Genomic DNA, 19,101 nt, shown 5'->3' on the forward strand with positions numbered 1-19,101 from the left:
TGTTTTCGGGCAGAGAAGAACCCCGCTACTTGGGGGGCGCAGCAGGGTTCTTCAGGGATCAACGCTACGGCCGCATCTGTCACACCACGTGCCATCAGTTCTGTGGTGTCCCTCACGGGACGGCCGCGGTTACTTCTGGGTGAGCCGCTTCAGGACTTCGGCGGTAACAGCGGACTGCAGTCTGGCGAGGTCCTCGTTGCTGAGTGCATTGACTGCCCCCATGGTGGAAGGCTGGCCACCGTCTGCCGGGGTTTCCGTGCCGGAGGCCCCCACAGTCTTGCCTGCAGCATCGATGCAGCGGATCTTTTCACCGTCCGCGTTGGTCAGGCAGGAGGACCCGTCAGCTTTGACCAGGACCCGGTAGACGACATTCTGGTTCAGCCCGATGGAGGCAGCCCATTCGTCATGGGATACGGGGATCACTTCCTGGACGCTGAGCCCGGTCGCCCACCCGGCAAGGGATGAATAGTCAGCCTTGATTTTATCTGCGGTGGCGGCATTTGACTGGCGTGGGTTGTCCAGGTGGTAAAGGGTCACGGTCGGAGTCTCGCCGGCTTTGACGTGCCCGGATTCGAGCAGCGCGATGTCCTCAATGGACCGCGATGAAGCACGCGATGTGAACGGGGAGGCGAACACGGAACCGGGTTCACCTTTCAAGGCCAGGGAGAAGGCACTGTGGTTGTCTTTGTTCGGGTCGTTATCGTCTTTTACCTCGTCGGTCAGGCCGGACTGGCCGGTGACCATGGTCCACCAGTCACCATTGTGGGTGGAGAGGGAGGCATTGACACGCTCCACATAGGACACGGGGATGACCGGTCCCGGCAGTTCGCCGGCTTTGACCTCGGAACGGATTTCGACGTTGCCGGTATGTCCGTCGTAGATGGCGACCCCAGCCGGGACGTGGACTGGATTGATCCAGCCGCTCAGCTTGGTCACCGGCACGACAACCTTGGGGGTGTCCCCGTCGCAGTAACCCCAAACGTCTGCGACCTTGGCGATCAGCATGGAATCCTTGGCCGCGATCGCACGGGTCAGTGAGTTGCCCAGCCAGCCGTCCATCCGTTCTCCGGCGTGTTTCTCATCGAACAGGCAGGGCTTACCAGTGGCTTGGCCGGTCAGTGCGATGGTCTGATTGATAATGGCGGCGTAGCCGGGGTTGAAGGGGCCTTTCCGGTCCACGAGGGTTGAGTAGTGGTTGGAGTCGGCGAGGTAATCGGTCCCGCCGATCTGCCCGTTGATGCCTGACAGGTTGGAGCTGGCCTGGCGTTCGGCGACCAGGAACGGGGCGCGTTCCTTCAAAGTCGGCATCTCGTCTTTGCTCTCCTGGACAGTGGAGGCGTATTCCAGCGAGGTGTTGTAGGTGCGCGCCATGCCGTAGAAGACGAGGCCACCGAGGCCCAGGACACAGACCAGGACGGACACGCCGATCTTTTCCGAAGCAAGGGTGGCCAGCAGCACCGCGCCGATAATGATCACCAGGAGCAAAGGGAAACCCCAGGTGATGAGGACCTCGTTAATGAAGCGGGCGCGTGTCAGTGGGTCAAGAAGGGCCAAGCCGATGATGGCGAGTACGCCGACAGTGCCGGCGATACCGGCTTTCGTGGATGTGTTCATGCATCTCATGTGTGCGGATGGTCCCCACGCCGTCTCCGTCACACCTCTATAGGCGCGCCGGCTGCAGCATTGCAAGTCGCCGGCCCGTTGATGAGCGCGAGGAAGCCCGCAGCGCCTGACGAGACTTCCCAGCAGCCTTGAGACCTACGCCCAGTACCTCCAGAGAAGTCTCCGGAACCCGCATTTCGTGTGCTCCAGCTTGGGACCCGCGGAGCATTACGTATTGCCCCCACGAATCAATGAGCATGGCCGTAGCATTTGCTTAGCACCATACAAAAAGGGGATGAGATGTGGCCACTGCCAAGCGCGTGTACCGACCATCAGCTGCGCCCCGTGTGCGCAGAACTGCAGCTCAGAAAAAGAGGTCCTCGGAATCACCAATAGTCATAAGACCGAAGAGGACGAACTACTGGCCCCTTTTTTGTGAGGACGGCCGTTGCTTCAGTTCTAATAGCGTTGACTTATTTCCTACTCCCAGGACCAGTCAGCCGTCCTTCTGGAGCGCCGGGTGATACATCTTCGATTGATCGATCATTGGATTCTTCGAGTGCGGTCGCCCTATACGCATCTCCTTATGACAGCAAAACGTTGTCGACCCATCTATCTTGGTATTGGCGTATTGAAGGTGGGAATTCGCAGGCGACTCTCTTTGCCATCGTCAATTCGCGTGTAGCGCGTGGCAGCCTGGTGCTTGGTGGCCCGATCTCTCATCTGGTGAACGATTGATACCTCAATGGTGACCCTGTCGTCTCTTCATCTGGTACGCCCAACACCCTGGGTTTCCAGCCTCCACAGGAGGCGCAGTCGTGGTTTGATGGGCGTGAATCAGGTATGGTCGGCCATATTGATTTTCAAGGCGATCCGGGTCCTGGAGGAACTGTTATCAGGTGCCTTGTGCGTGATTTCGCGTCGGATGCTCCCCCTTTGCATCGTCTCTACACTCCTACCCTTTTGACTTATACCCAAGGCAGTGAGGCGGCGACAGAGGAGGATCTGAGCCTCCGCAATATGTGCGTAGATTATAGCTACGATTCAGCGGCTCAAGGTAAAAACCAGTGTGCCACGAAAGTCAATCTGGTCCCGCAGCTTGGCGACCAGGAGCAGCTTATTACTTTGCCGGAGGAACAAGGCATCCGAGACTCTAAGTTGATCATTATTGGGGCCGTCGCAGCTATTGCAGCAACCGCACTCCTCGAGGTCCTCAAGGAGTTCGCCATGCTGCTTCCAGTTAGACAAAGTACATCCGCCACCCGAAACGTAGTCCAACGCTTCTCGCGTATTACCCGCAGACGCCTCTAGGCTCTGCCTCTCCTGACTGCATTGCGGCCGGAGGAATATCGGTCAGGAGCTCAAGAACCTGATTTAGAAGAGAGAACTGGATGTGTGCTGCCAGGTTTCAATCCGGTAGCGCGTCCCGTTGGTCGCTGTGGACCACCCCTGCTCAGGGGCAGAAGAAACGAGCTTCCATTCCGGTCCGAGATCCGGGGCGTAGGTGTCTCCGGTAACGTCGGCGTCAATGCAGGTGATCAGCGCCGTGTCGGCCAGGCCGACGGAGAGAACTTCGAGGAAGATCGTGCCGCCGCCGATAAACCAGATCTGGCCTGCGCCCGGCCGCAGCGCGGTAGCAGCCAAAGCGGAGAAGATGTCCCCGGCGCGGATCGCTCCCGGGGCCGCCCAGTCCGGGTTCGAGGTGATGACGATGTTGGTCCGGCCCGGTAACGGCCTGGACTTTTCCGGCAGGGACTCCCAGGTTTTCCGGCCCATGATGACGGGATGCCCCTTCGTTATCCGTTGGAAGTGGTCAAAGTCTTCCGGCAGGTGCCATGGCATGCCGCCATCCCGCCCGATGACACCGTTGGCCGCCTGGGCCCAGATCATGCCGATGATGGGCTCATTCACTTCGGCACCCCTCCTGCTGCCTCGACCGGGTAGCCGGCTCTGTAAAGGATCGACTTGAACGTCTCGTCAGTGAAGTCGGTCATAACCTGTGCGTCTCTGACGCCGTCGATGTAAGCCTCCTGAATGATAGTGCGGATGACCTCCTCGATAGCGGCAGCAGCCTTCGCTATGCGTACCTGGTTCACGGCCTCGCGTCCCTCCAGGAAGCCGCCGTTGTCCCTGTAGGCGGCAGCCTCATCGGCGGGCCAGTGGCGCACGTCGAGTCCGCGGTCACGGACGATCTCAGTCAGTGGTGCAAGGAGCTCGGCACGCACGGGCGCCGGCGTTTTCTTTTTCTTAGGCATGGCCACCATGTGTGCGGCGCCTGCCGCAGTCGTCCCCGCGGGGAGGGCTGTCCGCTTATCCGCACACTTGACAGGCATGAGCACACACAACGTATTGACCGCCGTAGACTTCGAAATCATGACCGGCGAAGACCCGACTGACTGGCCTGCACAGTTCATCCCCGGTTCGATGGCGAAGGTTGTCACAAATGCCGAAGGTATCTGGACGAAGATCATTGAGGATAACGGCGAGACCATCCGGGCGACTCTGGCCAACAACCCGTTCGGTGACTTCGCCTCCTTCGGGGACCCGGTCGAGTTCACACGCGCAAATGTCCGTCAGGTCCTCCCGCCGACAATCGGCTAACAAGGACAAGCAGAAGGCCCGCACAGTCACTGTGCGGGCCTTCCTTATGTCTGCTCCGGTCAGCCCTGCCGCTGAACCGTGAGATGAACGGTAACCGGCTCGGGCGCGAACTCTTTGGGCATCCCATTCTTGAAGTGGCGGCCACCGAAAGGTTCATCGGTCAGGTCGTCCGGGATGTAGGTGACGAGCATCCAGGCGATGGAACAACCGCAGTCCTCGTGCTCGAACTCGGCGAAGACAGACCGGCACCAGGGGTTCTTGGTGCGGTAGCCGTTCTCCGGGTGGTTCCTGCAGATAAGCCGGTATTTGGATCCGCCGGCGATGCCGAAGTTGACGTACTCGATGGGGACCGGGGCCTCGAGGATCATCGCGGTCCCCTATGCAGCCAAGCGGGTGCGGACGATCTCGCTGACCGTCTTGCCGTCGAAGCGTCCGGCGACCCTGGCGGTAACCGGCTTCATGACGGCGCCGATCGAGCGCATGGACAGATCCTGGCCGTCGGCCTTCAACGCTGCGATGGTCTCGTCGACGATCGTTTCGACCTCACCACGGGTCAACGCCTTCGGCAGGTACGCCTCGATGATTTCCGCTTCGGCGATCTCGGCCGCGGCACGATCACTTTCACCGGCGTCAGTGTAGATCCGAGCAGTGTCGCGCCGCTTCGCAGCTTCCTTCTGAAGCAGTGCGGTCACCTGGGCGTCGTTGTACTCGACAGGTGTTTTGCCGGACTTTTCGCGGGTGCCGATTTCGCCCAGCACGTTCCGGACGGTCATCAGTTCGGTCTTGTTACCGGCTTTCATATGGGCGACAACGTCTTCTTTCAGGCGCTCTTTGAGCGTCATGGTGTTTCTCTTTTCGTTAGTGTTCATTGAAGGGGGCCGCTACCGGCCAGTCTCCTCCAGCATGGTGCGGATGGTTTTGACCAGCGTGGTGCTCTCCAGCCACTCATGAACAGCTTGTTGGCTCTCTGGTATCTCAGAGCCGCCCAGTCCGTTGTCCCAGCCTTTAAGTTCAGCCGCGAACAGCAGATAGTCCCGCCGTCTGCGCTGCAGCTCATACAGCCCAGGGGCCTTCTCGCGCAGAAACCCGAGCACGTTGGCCAAATACCCTTGTGGCATATCCGTCAGGCCATGCCGGGTCCCGTAACGGTCAATCCAATAATCGGACTGGTCGAGGGTGTCGAGACGGATTATCCCTGCGTTCTCATTCATACCCGTCATGTGTGCGGCAGTACTGCGCGCTTTCCCCGGTGCATCAGCCAACCTCAAATTCGACCGTCGCGTACAGCGCACCTTCTGCGAAAGAGCTCCATCGGATGTCCATGTCCGCGGTTCACATATCGCGATCCAGCACAGCTGTGAAGGGACTCCTCTGGGAACACCGACGTTTTGCTCCTAAAGCTATACCGCGACTTGCGCTTTAATCCCGGGGTGCGGGTCGTAGCCGACTATTTCGAAGTCCTCGAAGGCATACCCGAAGATGGATTCCGGGACGCGGCTGAATTTCAGCTCCGGGTAGGAGCGGACGTCATCCAGGCGACTCAGCTGTTCAAGCACCTGCTCGGTGTGGTTGTCGTAGACGTGGACGTCGCCTCCGGTCCAAATGAACTCTCCGACGTCGAGACCGGTCTGCTGGGCGACCATGTGGGTGAGCAGTGAGTAGGACGCAATGTTGAACGGAACGCCAAGGAACATGTCCGCGGAGCGCTGGTACAGCTGGCAGGAAAGCTTGCCCGGCTTACCGTCCTCGCCGGGTGCGACGTAGAACTGGAAGAGGGCGTGGCAGGGAGGCAAAGCCATGTTGTCGACCTCGGCCGGGTTCCAGGCGGTGACGATGTGCCGACGGGAATCGGGATTATTCCGGATGGATTCGACAACGCTGGCGATCTGGTCGATCTGTCCTCCGTCCGGGGTGGGCCAGGAGCGCCACTGCGAGCCGTACACCGGGCCCAGGTCACCATTCTTGTCAGCCCATTCATCCCAGATTTTCACGCCGCGCTCCTGGAGCCAGCGCACGTTTGTTTCGCCGCGCAGGAACCAGAGCAGTTCGTAGGCCACCGACTTCCAGTGGACCCTTTTGGTCGTGATGAGCGGGAAGCCTTTGGCCAGGTCGAAGCGGATCTGACGGCCGAAAACACTGGTCGTCCCGGTGCCGGTCCTGTCCCCTTTCGCAGCGCCGGTGCTGAAGACATCGGACAGGAGGTCTTCGTAGGGAGTCTCAATAGTGGGCATGATGAGCCTTTCGGAGTGAGGTCTTTGGTGATACCTATGCGGTTCATGGCTTGACGGGTGAGCCCGGAAGGCAGAAGAGCGGTCCGGAAACCGAGGACGCCCATCGCCGTGCTCCTGGTGAGTTGCCTGGCCAGGTCCTACAGCATTGAGTACAGGAGGGAAGCCAGAACCGGCACCTCGACAGTGTGGGCTTCGTCCCCGTCGGTGAGGAACTGGTGGACGGCGCCTGGGAGCTCTGAAGCGTCAACGAGGTACACGGCGGCCTGGCCCAGGGGCGGAAGCATCCCGGCGCGCTCGATGGAGGGCCTGCTGAGTTTTCCGGACGGGGAGTGCAGGACAACCCAGCCTTCAACATAGCAGGTCGGGTAGGCGATACGCATTGCGTGAACCGCGGCGCCCAGCCTGAAGGCGCCCATTTCCTTGCCGTTGCGGAACAGTCGTTTGTTGTCCCACCAGTAGTCCCCGTCGGCCCACATTTTCGAGTCGATCAGGGCGATCCTGTTACCGGCAATTACGGCATGGTCGATGTCCGCGTGCTCTGTGCCCGGCCAGCGCAAACCGTTGATGAGTCGGGCGGAGGGCAGTCCCGGGAGGACTGACTCAGCAATGAGCCGTGCGGTGCGCTGTTCCCCTTCGATGCCGATCCTCGCGTTCTCACCGAAGCGGGCCACGGACAGGTCCCTGCCCGGGGTCCCGTGGACCTGAGCGTTAATGTACCGCTCCGGGAGGATGGAGCCAGCCAGCACGGTTGCGGGAGGTAGTTGTTTGCGCCTGGCGATCCACCAGGGCGTCATAGCGGCGAGCCACCAGAAACCTGCGGTGAGGACGATGCTCCAGATGCCGCTCTGCACCGCCGGGTTCAGCCCGTCGGAGCGGCTGTACATGACGGCTGCCAGGAGGGTAGAAATTACGGGCATGAGGCAGACAACAGCACCAATGATGAGGACAACTTTGCGCCACATCCTGATCCTGCTGGAAGCGGGGAAGCGGATCTTCACACCGTCACTGGGCGGCGTCTCCAGCGGGGGACGGAATTCAACTGCCGGACCGTGCCAGGCGAGGGCTGGCGGCGGCGTCTCCATGGGCCTGAAATTTGCTTCTGAGGTGTCCTGCCTGGGTCGTGCGCGGCGCTCCTGCTGGCGCGGAGGGTTGGAACCGGAGCTGCCTGCTGCCGTGTCTCTGAGGGACCGGTCATAAGCGTCCCGGAGCTGCTGGTCGGAGAGCGTGTCGTAAGCGGCCTGGACGAGGCGGAACAGGCCGGCGCTGCCGCCGACGTCAGGGTGGGAGGACCGGAGCTGGCGCTGGTACGCCTTTTTGATCTCAGACGTATCTGCCGTGGCGGGCACGTCCAGCACCTCGTAATGGGTGACAGTCGGTGACTGCGTCATCAGGCGGTTTCCTCTCGTTTCAGTTTCCGGGCCAACCCCGAAATAGTTCATCTGCCGAGGGACACCACAAGTCCCGCCAGGCAGCTGTTCCTCCTATGTGTGCGGCGTCGGTTGTTTTTCACCCCACAGAGAATGAGGGCTGGCCGACTGGTCTGCCCGGCCGCCCCGATCCATGACGCTGCAAAATCTTCTTATGCGGCAACGTCGCCGAGAGTGTGTCTGTACCCCGGACCAGACTCGAACTGGTGGCCTGCGGTTTAGGAAACCGCCGCTCTATCCTGCTGAGCTACCGGGGCGTGCAAGGTGTGCAGATCAATACGGTGGCGACACCGGCCAGTATGCGTCCGGGGAGCCCCGGCCGGGCAATTCCTTCGGTTCAGGCTTTCTTGACGGCCCGGTACGGTCTTCATGTGTGCGGCCGGCCGTAACGCTGTCTCCGCGCTGCCGGAATGTACCCACAGGAACTAGGGCGTGTCTCCCAGAACGGGGTTCTTTAGCCTTGATCCACCGATGAAACTTGGGGGTTGCCCGGCGGTTTAAACACGAAATGCCCGTCTTTTCGGGGAAAATTGGACTTACCACAGAACAATTTCCCGAAAATGAAGGGCATCTCGCAGATGCAAGTTTCCCATACCCGTGCCGCCGTGTCAGTTTCCTTTGATGAGGAAAACCTTGTGTCGCCCACGGGCCTTGTCCCGGTGATGCGGCTGGCCGAGGATGCTGGCCTGCATTCACTGGCTGATGAGTGGATCAAGATCCCGACGGACAAGGGGGCGAATGCCGGGTTGAAGGTCGCGGCCCTGATGGCGGGCATGGTCGCCGGAGCCGATTCGATTGATGACATGGCCGTGCTCCGCCACGGCGGGATGAAGAAGATCTTCAAGGGTTGCTATGCCCCGTCAACGCTGGGCTCGTTCCTGCGCGCTTTCACCTTCGGGCACGTGAAGCAATTAGATGCCGTGGCCTCCCGGCTCCTGATCAACCTGGCCCGGACGGCGCCCCTGTTCGGGGATCCATCCGGGAAGGACTTCCTTTTCGTGGATGTTGATGACACGATCATCGAGGTTCACGGCTACCAGAAACAGGGCTCCGGTTACGGCTACTCCGGCGTCCGCGGCCTGAACACCGTGCTCGCCACCGCCTCCAGGGAAGACACGGCACCGGTGATCATCGCCCAGCGCCTGCGCAAAGGGGCTGCGAACTCCGCCCGCGGCGCAAAGAAATTCGTCACCGAGGCCTTGGGGACCATCAAACGCACCGGCGCCACCGGCCCGGTGTTGTGTCGTTTTGATTCGGCCTACTACGGCTACCCCGCGGTATCGGCGGTCTTGGCCGGTGGCGCCGATGTCTCTGTCACAGTGCGCATGGATCCGGCCGTCAAACGGGCCATTGCCGCCATCGGTGCGGATGCGTGGACGCCGATCCGATACACGAACGCGGTCTACGACGAAGACACCCAAACGTGGGTGTCAGCGGCGGAAGTCGCTGAAATCCCCTTCACCGCGTTCTCCGGAAGGAAGAAGGCCGAGCGGATCTCCGGACGCCTGGTCGTGCGCCGCATCCCGGAACTGAACCCGAAAGCCACCCAAGTCCAGCCAACACTCTTTGACACGCACCGCTTCCATGCCTTCTTCACCACCGTCACTGCTGAGGCCCTGGATACGGTGGCTGCCGACAAAGTCCATCGCAAGCACGCCCGGATCGAGCAAGTCAACGCCGACCTGAAAGACAGCGCCCTGGCCCACCTACCCTCCGGGAAATTCGCCGCAAACTCTGCCTGGCTGGTCGCGGCGGTCATGGCTTACAACCTCACCCGCACCGCAGGGGTCCTCGCCGAAGGCCAGTTCGCCAAGGCCCGGACCGGCACGATCCGCCGCAAAATCATCAATATCCCGGCCCGGATCGCCTCCAGTGCGCGGCGTCAACAGTTGCACCTGCCTCAAGACTGGCCATGGAAAACCGAATGGGGGAACCTCTTCACAGCCACCCACGCACCGCCACGAGCCGCATAAAACCCGTCAACACAGCCATTCCGGCCCAACACAAGGAACCAGAAAGTGGAACACCACCGGCAGCGAGGCCGGCCCCCGGGCTGCCCAAAACCACAAGATCACCGAAAATTCAGATTCAGTCAATCTCCAAACCGGATCGGTGGATCAAGGTTTAGGCGCGATGCTGGGGTTTCCGAACACCCCTGAAGTAACAAGAATGCGTGCACCAACGCAGCGCGTACACTTCCATCATGGCCTCACCACGGACCCGCGGAGTCCTCAAAATCGCGGCAATCGCACTAGCATCCCTTCTCGGGATCGCCATCGCTGCTGGGGCGGTAATCGCAGGAGTTGTCGAATCCAGTAAGCCGGCATACTCTGTGGGCCAATTTCAAACAACGGCACCAAATCCTCCCACATCTTTGAGTTCTAAAGCCGTTCCTCAGACGGATGTGCTCGAGCGGAGCGAGGCCACTCTGCCGAGCACGAGCCAGGCAACTACCGAGATGTCGGTTCCACCGGAATCAGCCCTTGAACCCGAGGTAGCTCCGGAGGTGGAGCACACTGTTCCACCTGTACCGATCGTTCAGGTACCAGTAGCTGAATCACGACCTGCGGCGACGGCGACGGCGGCGCCGGAGAATATCTGTCCATCCGGCACAGTGACATCTGGATTGACCGACGTTACAACGCAGAACAAGCGCGAATGGGTCGTTGGATATTTGTTTGACCTAGTCGGACACGGCAGCATCCATAATGGTACGACTGCAGCGGTGGACGTCCCGCTGTACCTGCCATACATCGAGGGACTTGACACCGCCGGCCACCTGACAATGAATTCCTTCACCGGAGACTTCAACTACAATCCACCGACAGGAACGCCGCGGCCAGGAACCCTTTCACTGCTGCCAGGGCAGGCGTTGACATACACGTTCGCAGCCAAGGATGTCACCTCAGACAAGATGCGTAAAACTGTCGCTTGGTATGCCGATCCGAAGGAAGCCGTTTGGAATTACAGCGACATTCAGAATCAGATTGACTGCCCCGAGGTTCCCGTCGCTGCACAACCCGGCGGCCCGAGTATCCCCAACATCCACGTCGCTAAGTGACCTGCTGGAATCCGCCCGGCGGATTCGCAGGCACCACAAAGACCGCCAACGCGCCTTCAACATCTTCAGCATTGGCGAGCCATGGCAACCCGCTAGGACAAACTCGCCCTCACATACCGCGGCGGAGCGGTCCTCCGAGCAATCAGCATTTGGCTGACAGCTATAGGAGGCACGCCCTAGTAGCCGAGCTCTCGTGCGTAATCTTCCAGACTCCTACAGGGTTTACCTGTCCGCCCTGCTTCATCGGCACTGTAGACGACTACACTTTTCGGCCGGCCGGCGTCGACGGCGGCGTCGAAAAGATGAGCTGCGCCGTCCAGGGTGGGTGACACCACCCGCAGCAGCGGCACCCCGTACTCCCCGGTGACCAGGTTGTACAGCTCTTTGGCGTAGTCCCGGCTCATGAAGACGTTGCGGAAGCATCGCGCCGTCACCGCAGCTTTTCTATCGAAGACGGGCCGGCTGACCAGGCTCTCCAGCACGGCCATGTGGCCGCGTGCCTCATCTGCTGTCATTGCCGTCACGGGCAGCGGCTCGAGGACCACGTTTCCGATTCTTTCTCGGATCATTATCGGCCTTCCTTGTTTGCCGCGGCGCTCGGATGATGGATGTGGGTGTGCCGCTGACTGTCCCTATGCGCCGGAGTGGCCGACGGCCCTCTGCGGTTTTCCGGGACCGGCCGCATTCTTCATCCCCTCCAAGTTGCTGACGCTAGGATTCATCTCAAGACGCCGATGATGAAAGAAGGACCATGCCGGATTTGCCGGGAACGTGGCGGGAGCCACACCGAGACGTGAAGATCCCTTTTGAGACAGCAATCAAAGAATGGGCAGCGGCAGCGGTGCTTGTGTTGGAGGACGTCGCGGGAACGTACGGGGGCTACATCACGTATGCGGGCCTGACCACATGGGTCTTCGACGAAACGCGGATCTACACGCTTATGCTGCTGCCTAACCTGAGTTCAAGACTCCTGAACCGGGTGATCCGGATCTGCCATGAACGTGATCTGCCGGCGTTATCGTCGCTCGTTGTCAACGCAACAGACGGAATGGTCGGCTCTGGCTTCGACGAAGTTCTGTGGGCCGCCGGTCGTGAGGTCCCTGCTACAGATCTGGATCGCGAACGGGTGGCTGCGGCCGAGCGTCTGAAATGCTACCGGGTGTACTGCACAGACGTCCCGGCCGACGCAGAGCCGCACCTGACCGCCAAATACCAGGCGCTGGTGAGTCCGGTCGAAAAGGATGCCCCTAAACCGAAGCCGGTGTGTGTCGTGCATGGGATGCAGTTGCCGGTCACTGGCGTGTGTGATTACTGCGCTTAGCAGGCCTGTACTGCAGGTCTTCTGCATCGGTGCCCACTCGGCTTAACGGAAACATCACACAACCAGGATCGGCCCCTCCATATCCAACTGCCGTCAAGCCGTCCGAGATGGTACGGGTAGGATGAAGCAGCGCATCTAACAGGGGGTACATTGGCGAAGTCAAAGACGGTTTCCGGCACTGACATCCAGGGGTCAGATGATCCGAAGTTCCGGGCAAAGCACAGTATTCCTCCTGAGGTTCACCTGTTCAAGGGATACCGGGGTTTCATGACCTTCGACGGTGCGAACGTGATAATCGCTAGGACGAACGAAAAAGGCCCCGGCGGCCCGATGGAACCGACGGTTATCCCCTTGGAGTCGATCGAGTCCGTCCAAGTGAAAGATGCGAACATCGCCGTCAACGGTTATGTCCGAATCGTCACCCCGTCACGGGACGGGTCGCGACCAAGTGATTTAAGCGTCGGTCAAGCGATTGCCAATGGTCTGTGTGTGATTTTTTCGTTCGGGTCCAGATCGGCAGCCAACGACTTCCGAGATCTCATCTTGTCTGCCGTCGCGGCCCGCCCTACAGCCCCACTGCCTTTGCCGGACAACATGGTCGTGCCGTCGTGGACTTTTTCCGAAGCCATGGATGCTGTTAAAGCCCGGAACCGTGGACGAGAAACCGCCGTTACCGAGCGCTTAGATCTTCGCCGCATAGAGTCCGAAAACAGGAGGAAGAGTGACTCCATAGCGGAGATGTCCGAATACCGGAGGAAGTATGACATCCCCGCAGACTCCATCGTGGCTGTGGGGGTCGGCGGATACTGCGCCTTCGACGGCCGATTCGTCACACTTCAAAACGTCGGAATACTTGGCCGGTTGACTATCGGAAAGGGTGTCAAAAGGATTGCTGTCGGAGCCATTACCGCTGTCCAGATAAAGCCTGCCGGACCAATCGTGAACGGATTCATCCAGTTCACACTCCCCGGTGGGATAGAAATGAAGAGCAGCTTCATGTCGCAGACCTCAGATGCAGCCGGGGACGAAAACTCAATGATCTTCGTCAAGTCCCATGAGCCGGCGTTTCTAGCATTCAGGGACGCGGTAGAGGACGCTATTGTTGCCAGGAGCAGGCCTACACCAATAGCTCCTGCCGAGGACGATGTGATGACCAGCTTGGCAAAATTGGGGCAGCTAAAGGAACACGGGATCCTGACCCAGGAGGAGTTCGACACGAAGAAAGCGGAACTGCTGGGCCGTATCTGATACGGCCCAGCACCGGTAGTGGAACGTGCCGATCTCGAACGCGGCGTCTCCAGGTCATAGGCCCGGCGTATTGGTCCGTTGCGGTGCTGCACCAGGACATCAAGCTGGCTTCGGAGCCAGCGGGTCAGCCTTTGCTTTCCCGGCCCACTCCGTCATGTTCAGGACACCGCTCATACGAACGTTCCAGGTCGCAGTCCCCGGCTCCGTGGTGGCGCTTTGTCTGCGTCCACGTACACAAGGTGTGCCGGACAAGACCGGAGAACTGCTTGAAAGGCGGCGCGTCTGCGAAACGGTCGCCTTTGCGTAACAGGAGCCGGTCCTGCGCAATCGAGCACCGACAGTCCGGGAGCGGATCCGAAGATATCGCCGCTGGCTATCCGCCACGATGCGTACGGCGTCAGCGCTCCCCCGCTTCAGCGGAGTTTTTGGCAGCGTCCATGCGCGCTTCGTCGGCTGCATGCAGCTCGGAGAGCCGGATTTCTTTCCAATCACCGGTGATCGGGTCGTTCCGGAAGGCGTCGTCGTTGTCGGGCAGAAGCGCGTACAGATCACCGTTGTGTTGCATCCACTGGGTACGGTAAAGCCGGCCAGGAGTCATGAAGACCTGAGGCATACCGGTGTCGGCAACGATCGAACCGGGCTGCACCACAGGGACCGCCAAGTTGGCGAGTGCTTCACGAGCAGCATCTCCCTTCGATCCGCGGACAGGCTCAACGGCATCACGGGTCTTGACATACCTCCAGCCGTCAGCCACGACGGCACTCTCAACGTCCAAGCCGAAGACGACCTCACTGGTGTCATTGCTGAAGCCGTCGCGCCTGAACCGGACGGAGACATCCTTGCCGATGGTCGCCGCAACCTCTCTGGCGCTGACCTCGAGTTCGTTCAGCCGGGCCTGGGCTTCGGCGATCTCCGCGATGGCAGTTGCGGCATTGGACAGTATGAAGGCTCGGGACACAGTGGGCTCCTTGGAATCGATGGGCTTTCTCCAGCACCATGTGTACGGAGGGATCTGCTGCCCTCACCATGGTGAGCCCTCTAGTGGAGATCGTTTAGACGACTGGACCTTCCAGCGCGGCGTCCTCCGGCATAGGGAAACCGCTTTTGCGGAGCATTTTGGCCTTCGTCTCAAACTTTTTGGTCAGTAAGGCGTCGACGTCGTAGCCGGGGACTGTGACCGCAATCGCTTCCCCGATTTCACGCGCCTCAGCATAGTATTTTGCCGCATTAGCATCCAGCCCTGCCCGGTGCGCCGCATCAGCGGCTTGATGATATCGGGAGCTGATCATACATTCGACCTGCCAGCCGACCTCGTTTTCCGCTCCGCGGACCGTTTTGTACACTTTCCGGCCAACGACCACACGCTCGGAGGCGGCTTTTACTGCTCTTGTCTCCTTTTCGGCAGCCGCTTCGGCTGCTTCTTCGCGTTCGGCGACCCGGAACGGAAGCATTGATTTTTGGTCGACCGGGGCTGATGGGAAACATACGGTGCAGGAATCTTCGCCCGCCAGGCCGACGACACCGGCCTCGTCCTGACCGCTGTACGCCGGCATCCACCCGAACTGGGTGCTGGGGCGGCAGGTTGAACAGCTCCGGCTGCTGTGCAGGTGACCGCCGTTGTTCATCACCATAAAGAAGCGTGTCCAACCACCGCGGCGGGTGTATTCAGCCTCGAACGGTTTAATCGTTGCCTGCACTTCCGCCTCAGCACGGGCAGCCTCAGCCAGTGACTCGTATAAGTGGCCCGGGGCTGAACCGCCCCGCTTCTCGTAGCGCGCGATCGTCGACTCGAAGCCGGACGTCCAGGCAGCGGCCTTGGCCTGCTGGTAATACAGCTCCGCAAGCTCGGTGTCGATCACCGTCGGCGTAGCAGCCGCTAAGCCGTCCAACCCCTGTGGTGCGGGAGCTGTCGGAATCTGGAGTTTGAGCGAACTTTCCGCGTGCGGGGTGCTGGCGAATTCACCGCCAGCGGGGACACCTTTGGGTTGGCGGGAACGGTTGAATGAATTGTCCATACCTGTCTGTGTGCGGCTGGTACCGGGATCGTGGACCTGCGCGTCCAATTCGACCGCAAACTCAGCATGTAGCGGGCATCCGCGGTCGCGTTCGAAGCGGCACGTGTGTCTGAGGGTTAGACGGCCCCGGCGTTTCACATAATCAGGGATGTGGGAGCACCTTCAGTACTTCGTAGCAGGAGCAGGTCTCGAACCCGCCTACCCGTCCCCGTCGGCAGACGGGTCCAGGCCGGTAACCTTCCGGTACCGGGCGTCTCCAGGACGCCTTCCCTGCAGCCATTCGTTTTACGTGAGGTCTCAGTGGCCGCCCCTGCCGGGGAAGCCAACCGCACGCGGCACTATCGCAGCTCACGCGTCGCTGTCATTATTTGTGCTGCCCCCGGCGGGAGATCAAGCCCGCTGGCAACGAACCGCAGTCAGCGAGATTGCGGTTCAGCGTGGACCGGCCGGCGTCGATGCGCGGCATTCTCAGGGTTCGCACCCTGCGCTCTTCCTTTGAGCTACGGCCCTCCAAATGTTGCTCTGGCCAGCAATGAAGCTGAAATCCCCTATCCCTATCACACGGCTTTCCTAGGACACGTGCGCTTACGTTTCAGGTTCAACGGCGCATCCAGCCGGATAGTGTCGACCGGTCCCGCCTAGCGCTATATTCGTGACCTGCATCGTCTTGTCCGGCATACGCCGTTCCAGACCGCGGGCTGCCCGGATTCGAACCGGTCTGATTTCTCAGGTCCATCAGCCCTGCCGGATCCTTAGCCCGACTTCAGTTCTTGTTTCTACAACCCATGTGTGCGGAGTCCAGGAACTCTCTCACCGCAGGAAAACCCCGGTCCGGGCAGGCACCCCATCTCCGCCGGATTATTGGCCCGGTCCTTCTCTGCGCATTGTGTGCGCGGACCTTCCCCAGCCGCCCCGCTAGACTCCCCGGTTGGAGGAGTTGATCGTCACGGTGGTCAGTTCTTTGAGAGCAAGCTCGTGCAGCTGGGCGGCGGCATGAATCGCCTGCGCCTTGAAAGAGCCACCACGCGGGTCCGGTCCCTGGATGATGGTCTGCAGCGCATGGCGTACCGTAATCGCGTCGTAGGCATCGGTTTCAGGGAACTTGGCCAGGGCGTCACGGAACGAGTCTTTGACGATCTTTTTGCCGGGAAATCCGGCTTGGGTCAGCCACGGCATCGGCAGTTCACGGGCGGCGGCGGCAATCGCCAGGGCGTTCTCGATCTGTTCAGTATTCATGGCCTTTATGTGTGCGGAAACGCGGATCCCACTCACCGACCAAAGCCGGATTACAGGCCGTCCTTGTCAAAACGTCTCTGGCTGGCTGTGTCCTTAGAACGACGCATACAGTTTTCCGGTCGACGTAATGGTGCCGTCCGTATGGAAGAGAGCGCTGGAGCCCATGGTCGGGTCCACTGACGCCCGGGTCTTCCAGGCGAAGCGCTCAACGAAAGAGCGTTTCTGAACTCCGACCCAGATCTCCTGCAGGTACTCGTTGACCTGCGTTCGGCCGTAACGGGAGGGCTTTGTCGCGGTGGCGTCCCAGTCGGCCACCGCGGTCTCGGTGATCCAGACCGGCTTTCCCCATCGTTCGTGCAGCTCGTCCACTTTTCGGAGGAAGTTTTTCGCGTCCGGGCTCTGGTAAATGTGGGTGGCTACAAAATCGACCCGTCGTCCCTGTTTGAACGCCCTGGTCATGAAGTCGTTCATCCATGGGGTGTTCGGGCTGATTGTGGCCGGGCTGCCAAGCTTCAGCTTCGTCTTTTCCAGGATGGGCCAGAGCTCCAGCGCCCTGTCAACGCTCATATTGGACTGGTCGCGGTGGTCCGGTTCGTTGAAGCCGAGGAGGCGGGTTGATCCGGTCTTCCACAGGTTGGATTCAATCTCGGTGATTACGGCTGGTGTGGCTGAAGATGCGCCCCAGATCATCGGGGTGAAGTCGTTAACCGGTCGGCCAAGGGCCGGCAGCTTTCCCCAGGTGTAGAACCAGTCCAGCTCCAGTTGAAGCATCTGTTTGACGGCCAGATCGGCTTTCGCGCTGGTGCCGAAACCTTTGAGCACACGAGTTGTAGGGTTCGTCAGAGGAGCGTCGGCCAGGGCCGGGGCAGGCACTGCGCTTGCCGCCAGGATGGCTCCCGGCACGGCCAGGGTAGAGAGCTTGAGAAATTTGCGGCGATCCAATGCGTTCCTTCGTTCAGCGGCCGACAGGGTCGGCCACTCCGGTCGTCTCCGGGATGGCCGGATGTCTCACCAGAAAGCATGCGTAGATGGGGTTCACCGTCTCCCCAGGACGCAATACGGTGCCGCGCTGTGACGCGACTAATCCGCGGACACTCCCTCCGGCTAGTGGAACTGCTCGAACCGGGTATGGGGGTACCGTGCGGCGCCCGGGGATTTTCTCCCCTATCGCTTGCTGGCTTCTGCGAAGGGCGTTACGGCCGGCCAGTCACGTCCTGGGCTTCGGCTTCGGTGCGCGGAATCAGGGGATACTTTCGGTTGCTGCACTCCCTTGCACAGCGGTAGCGGCGCTTTGTGAACATGGAGCACTTCGAGGGCGAGGCGCTGGACTTTGAGCCGCCATTCATCGGCCGTGGCCTGTTCGACAGTGCGCCCGCGCAAGTATTCCTCCCCCACGATCCGGGCCATGGAGGCGGCGTCGGAAAGGTTTTCGCGCTGGGCGTCCTCGCGCCAGTTCTCCCGGTAGGCGATGAATTGACTCCGCAAGTGCCAGCGGCTGCGCCTTCCCAGCCGCGAAGGAAATCCAGCCAACAGGCACGCTCGGCCTCGGGCATGCCTGTGACGTCCTCTGTGGCGGCGGCGATCAGATCCACATTGAGACGGTAGCGGTTACAGGCCGGCAGCCCGGGTGTTCACCACGATGGTCGCGACTGGCGGTCATGGCTTCTCCTAACCTTTGACGCACAGCACTGTGCGAAGGTGCTGGACGACGTCAACGAGATCTTTCTGGGCATCGAGGACATCGTGGATGTCCTTGTACGCACCGGGGATTTCGTCAACGATCGCCTGGTCCTTGCGTGACTCGACCCCAACGGTCTGGGCAATCAGGTCATCGACTGTGAATGCCTTCTTGGCGGCGCTGCGGCTCATCTTCCGGCCGGCGCCGTGGGAAGCGGATTGAAAGGATGCGTCGTTTCCTCGGCCGCGGACCACGTACGATCCAGTGCCCATGGATCCGGGGATCAGCGCGAGGTCGCCTTTGCCGGCCCGGATGGCGCCTTTTCGGGTGACCAGCATGAGTTCGCCGTCAATGACCTCTTCGGAGACGTAGTTGTGATGACAGTTCAACTCATCACTGAACGTCACTTTAGCCGCGCCGAAATGCTTCGCGACCTGCTCCTTGAACAAGCCCATCATGACCGAGCGGGAGCGGGCAGCAAAGTCTTGTGCCCACCAGAGGTCACGACGGTAGGCGTCCATCTGTGGGGTGCCGGCAAGGAATACCGCCAAGTCCCAGGGCTCCTGACATGGTGAGTTATTGTGTGTGGGCTGGGGGCGCGGTTTTGACTTCGTAGCGCATGATGAGGTCTGTTCCGGGGTATCGGGTTTTGGTGGTGGTGAGGTGTTCGCAGAGCTCGCT

Annotated in this window: 20 protein-coding genes, 1 tRNA gene and 1 pseudogene; 6 read left to right on the plus strand and 16 right to left on the minus strand. The window is 60.5% G+C overall.

What is annotated here, in order from left to right:
- Positions 1-129: 129 nt before the first annotated feature.
- Entirely contained in the window at positions 130-1,614 is a 1,485-nt protein-coding gene (locus IV500_RS06410) for a hypothetical protein (RefSeq protein ID WP_196395979.1), read from the minus strand.
- An 831-nt stretch (positions 1,615-2,445) separates the two neighbouring features.
- On the opposite strand from IV500_RS06410, the gene IV500_RS21365 reads away from it, so the two are divergent.
- Complete coding sequence (locus tag IV500_RS21365; RefSeq protein ID WP_230854575.1) at positions 2,446-2,913, plus strand: hypothetical protein; 468 nt, start codon at positions 2,446-2,448, stop codon at positions 2,911-2,913.
- A gap of 63 nt (positions 2,914-2,976) precedes the next feature.
- Here the strand turns inward: IV500_RS21365 and IV500_RS06415 are convergent, their stop codons facing one another.
- Positions 2,977-3,513 carry a dihydrofolate reductase gene (locus IV500_RS06415; RefSeq protein ID WP_312875843.1) on the minus strand — a complete coding sequence of 179 codons (537 nt, stop codon included), beginning with the start codon at positions 3,511-3,513 and terminating at the stop codon, positions 2,977-2,979.
- Positions 3,510-3,857, minus strand: coding sequence for a hypothetical protein (locus IV500_RS06420; RefSeq protein WP_230854576.1), 348 nt, complete (start codon positions 3,855-3,857; stop codon positions 3,510-3,512). Before IV500_RS06420 ends, IV500_RS06415 begins: the two co-directional genes overlap by 4 nt.
- A gap of 76 nt (positions 3,858-3,933) precedes the next feature.
- Between IV500_RS06420 and IV500_RS06425 the strand changes: the two genes are divergently transcribed.
- Entirely contained in the window at positions 3,934-4,203 is a 270-nt protein-coding gene (locus IV500_RS06425) for a hypothetical protein (protein ID WP_230854577.1), read from the plus strand.
- Between the two features lie 59 nt (positions 4,204-4,262).
- On the opposite strand, the gene IV500_RS06430 is transcribed toward IV500_RS06425, so the two are convergent.
- The 6 genes from IV500_RS06430 to IV500_RS06455 all read right to left on the minus strand — a co-directional run bounded on the left by IV500_RS06430 (position 4,263) and on the right by IV500_RS06455 (position 8,118).
- Positions 4,263-4,571 carry a hypothetical protein gene (locus IV500_RS06430; protein ID WP_196395982.1) on the minus strand — a complete coding sequence of 103 codons (309 nt, stop codon included), beginning with the start codon at positions 4,569-4,571 and terminating at the stop codon, positions 4,263-4,265.
- A gap of 9 nt (positions 4,572-4,580) precedes the next feature.
- Positions 4,581-5,045, minus strand: a complete 465-nt coding sequence (locus IV500_RS06435) for a GatB/YqeY domain-containing protein (protein WP_196395983.1) — start codon at positions 5,043-5,045, stop codon at positions 4,581-4,583.
- A 39-nt stretch (positions 5,046-5,084) separates the two neighbouring features.
- On the minus strand, positions 5,085-5,414 hold the full coding sequence (locus IV500_RS06440) for a hypothetical protein (RefSeq protein ID WP_196395984.1): 330 nt from the start codon (positions 5,412-5,414) through the stop codon (positions 5,085-5,087).
- A 189-nt stretch (positions 5,415-5,603) separates the two neighbouring features.
- Positions 5,604-6,434, minus strand: a complete 831-nt coding sequence (locus tag IV500_RS06445; protein ID WP_196395985.1) for a thymidylate synthase — start codon at positions 6,432-6,434, stop codon at positions 5,604-5,606.
- A gap of 137 nt (positions 6,435-6,571) precedes the next feature.
- Positions 6,572-7,822, minus strand: coding sequence for a J domain-containing protein (locus IV500_RS06450; protein ID WP_196395986.1), 1,251 nt, complete (start codon positions 7,820-7,822; stop codon positions 6,572-6,574).
- A 222-nt stretch (positions 7,823-8,044) separates the two neighbouring features.
- Positions 8,045-8,118: transfer RNA gene (locus IV500_RS06455), tRNA-Arg, on the minus strand.
- A 321-nt stretch (positions 8,119-8,439) separates the two neighbouring features.
- On the opposite strand from IV500_RS06455, the gene IV500_RS06460 reads away from it, so the two are divergent.
- A complete protein-coding gene (locus IV500_RS06460) occupies positions 8,440-9,834 on the plus strand; it encodes an IS1380 family transposase (RefSeq protein WP_196395987.1) in 1,395 nt (464 codons plus the stop codon).
- Positions 9,835-10,064: 230 nt separating this feature from the next.
- Positions 10,065-10,922: a hypothetical protein gene (locus IV500_RS06465; RefSeq protein WP_196395988.1), complete on the plus strand. Its 858-nt coding sequence runs from the start codon at positions 10,065-10,067 to the stop codon at positions 10,920-10,922.
- A gap of 176 nt (positions 10,923-11,098) precedes the next feature.
- On the opposite strand, the gene IV500_RS06470 is transcribed toward IV500_RS06465, so the two are convergent.
- Positions 11,099-11,491, minus strand: coding sequence for a hypothetical protein (locus tag IV500_RS06470; RefSeq protein WP_230854578.1), 393 nt, complete (start codon positions 11,489-11,491; stop codon positions 11,099-11,101).
- Positions 11,492-11,715: 224 nt separating this feature from the next.
- Between IV500_RS06470 and IV500_RS06475 the strand changes: the two genes are divergently transcribed.
- Both IV500_RS06475 and IV500_RS21370 read left to right on the plus strand, forming a co-directional pair.
- Positions 11,716-12,243 (plus strand): hypothetical protein, encoded by a 528-nt coding sequence (locus IV500_RS06475; protein ID WP_196395989.1) that lies wholly within the window; start codon positions 11,716-11,718, stop codon positions 12,241-12,243.
- Between the two features lie 150 nt (positions 12,244-12,393).
- Positions 12,394-13,491: a DUF4429 domain-containing protein gene (locus tag IV500_RS21370; protein WP_230854579.1), complete on the plus strand. Its 1,098-nt coding sequence runs from the start codon at positions 12,394-12,396 to the stop codon at positions 13,489-13,491.
- Between the two features lie 397 nt (positions 13,492-13,888).
- Here the strand turns inward: IV500_RS21370 and IV500_RS06485 are convergent, their stop codons facing one another.
- The 6 genes and pseudogenes from IV500_RS06485 to IV500_RS06510 all read right to left on the minus strand — a co-directional run.
- Positions 13,889-14,449 (minus strand): hypothetical protein, encoded by a 561-nt coding sequence (locus tag IV500_RS06485; protein WP_196395990.1) that lies wholly within the window; start codon positions 14,447-14,449, stop codon positions 13,889-13,891.
- Between the two features lie 94 nt (positions 14,450-14,543).
- Complete coding sequence (locus IV500_RS06490; protein WP_196395991.1) at positions 14,544-15,506, minus strand: hypothetical protein; 963 nt, start codon at positions 15,504-15,506, stop codon at positions 14,544-14,546.
- A 915-nt stretch (positions 15,507-16,421) separates the two neighbouring features.
- A complete protein-coding gene (locus IV500_RS06495; RefSeq protein WP_196395992.1) occupies positions 16,422-16,742 on the minus strand; it encodes a hypothetical protein in 321 nt (106 codons plus the stop codon).
- 93 nt (positions 16,743-16,835) lie between these two features.
- The gene (locus IV500_RS06500) at positions 16,836-17,684 is read right to left on the minus strand and encodes a glycosyl hydrolase (protein WP_196395993.1); all 849 of its coding nucleotides are present in this window, start codon (positions 17,682-17,684) and stop codon (positions 16,836-16,838) included.
- 222 nt (positions 17,685-17,906) lie between these two features.
- On the minus strand, positions 17,907-18,227 hold the full coding sequence (locus IV500_RS06505) for a hypothetical protein (protein WP_196395994.1): 321 nt from the start codon (positions 18,225-18,227) through the stop codon (positions 17,907-17,909).
- A gap of 183 nt (positions 18,228-18,410) precedes the next feature.
- Positions 18,411-18,974 (minus strand): annotated as a pseudogene (locus tag IV500_RS06510) (RtcB family protein); the annotation flags it as partial.
- Positions 18,975-19,101 lie beyond the last annotated feature (127 nt).

Origin of the sequence: Arthrobacter terrae, from assembly GCF_015708085.1 — a bacterium.
GTDB classification, from domain to species: Bacteria; Actinomycetota; Actinomycetes; order Actinomycetales; family Micrococcaceae; genus Arthrobacter_M; species Arthrobacter_M terrae.

Excerpts from the sequence above, each read along its gene's own strand:
- IV500_RS06425 (WP_230854577.1), top strand. The coding sequence starts at position 3,934 with ATGAGCACACACAACGTATTGACCGCCGTAGACTTCGAAATCATGACC.
- IV500_RS06465 (WP_196395988.1), top strand. The coding sequence starts at position 10,065 with ATGGCCTCACCACGGACCCGCGGAGTCCTCAAAATCGCGGCAATCGCA.
- IV500_RS06445 (WP_196395985.1), bottom strand. The coding sequence starts at position 6,434 with ATGCCCACTATTGAGACTCCCTACGAAGACCTCCTGTCCGATGTCTTC.
- IV500_RS06470 (WP_230854578.1), bottom strand. The coding sequence starts at position 11,491 with ATGATCCGAGAAAGAATCGGAAACGTGGTCCTCGAGCCGCTGCCCGTG.
- IV500_RS06435 (WP_196395983.1), bottom strand. The coding sequence starts at position 5,045 with ATGACGCTCAAAGAGCGCCTGAAAGAAGACGTTGTCGCCCATATGAAA.
- IV500_RS06420 (WP_230854576.1), bottom strand. The coding sequence starts at position 3,857 with ATGCCTAAGAAAAAGAAAACGCCGGCGCCCGTGCGTGCCGAGCTCCTT.
- IV500_RS06440 (WP_196395984.1), bottom strand. The coding sequence starts at position 5,414 with ATGAATGAGAACGCAGGGATAATCCGTCTCGACACCCTCGACCAGTCC.
- IV500_RS06495 (WP_196395992.1), bottom strand. The coding sequence starts at position 16,742 with ATGAATACTGAACAGATCGAGAACGCCCTGGCGATTGCCGCCGCCGCC.
- IV500_RS06430 (WP_196395982.1), bottom strand. The coding sequence starts at position 4,571 with ATGATCCTCGAGGCCCCGGTCCCCATCGAGTACGTCAACTTCGGCATC.
- IV500_RS06410 (WP_196395979.1), bottom strand. The coding sequence starts at position 1,614 with ATGAACACATCCACGAAAGCCGGTATCGCCGGCACTGTCGGCGTACTC.
- IV500_RS21365 (WP_230854575.1), top strand. The coding sequence starts at position 2,446 with ATGGTCGGCCATATTGATTTTCAAGGCGATCCGGGTCCTGGAGGAACT.
- IV500_RS06490 (WP_196395991.1), bottom strand. The coding sequence starts at position 15,506 with ATGGACAATTCATTCAACCGTTCCCGCCAACCCAAAGGTGTCCCCGCT.
- IV500_RS06450 (WP_196395986.1), bottom strand. The coding sequence starts at position 7,822 with ATGACGCAGTCACCGACTGTCACCCATTACGAGGTGCTGGACGTGCCC.
- IV500_RS06460 (WP_196395987.1), top strand. The coding sequence starts at position 8,440 with ATGCAAGTTTCCCATACCCGTGCCGCCGTGTCAGTTTCCTTTGATGAG.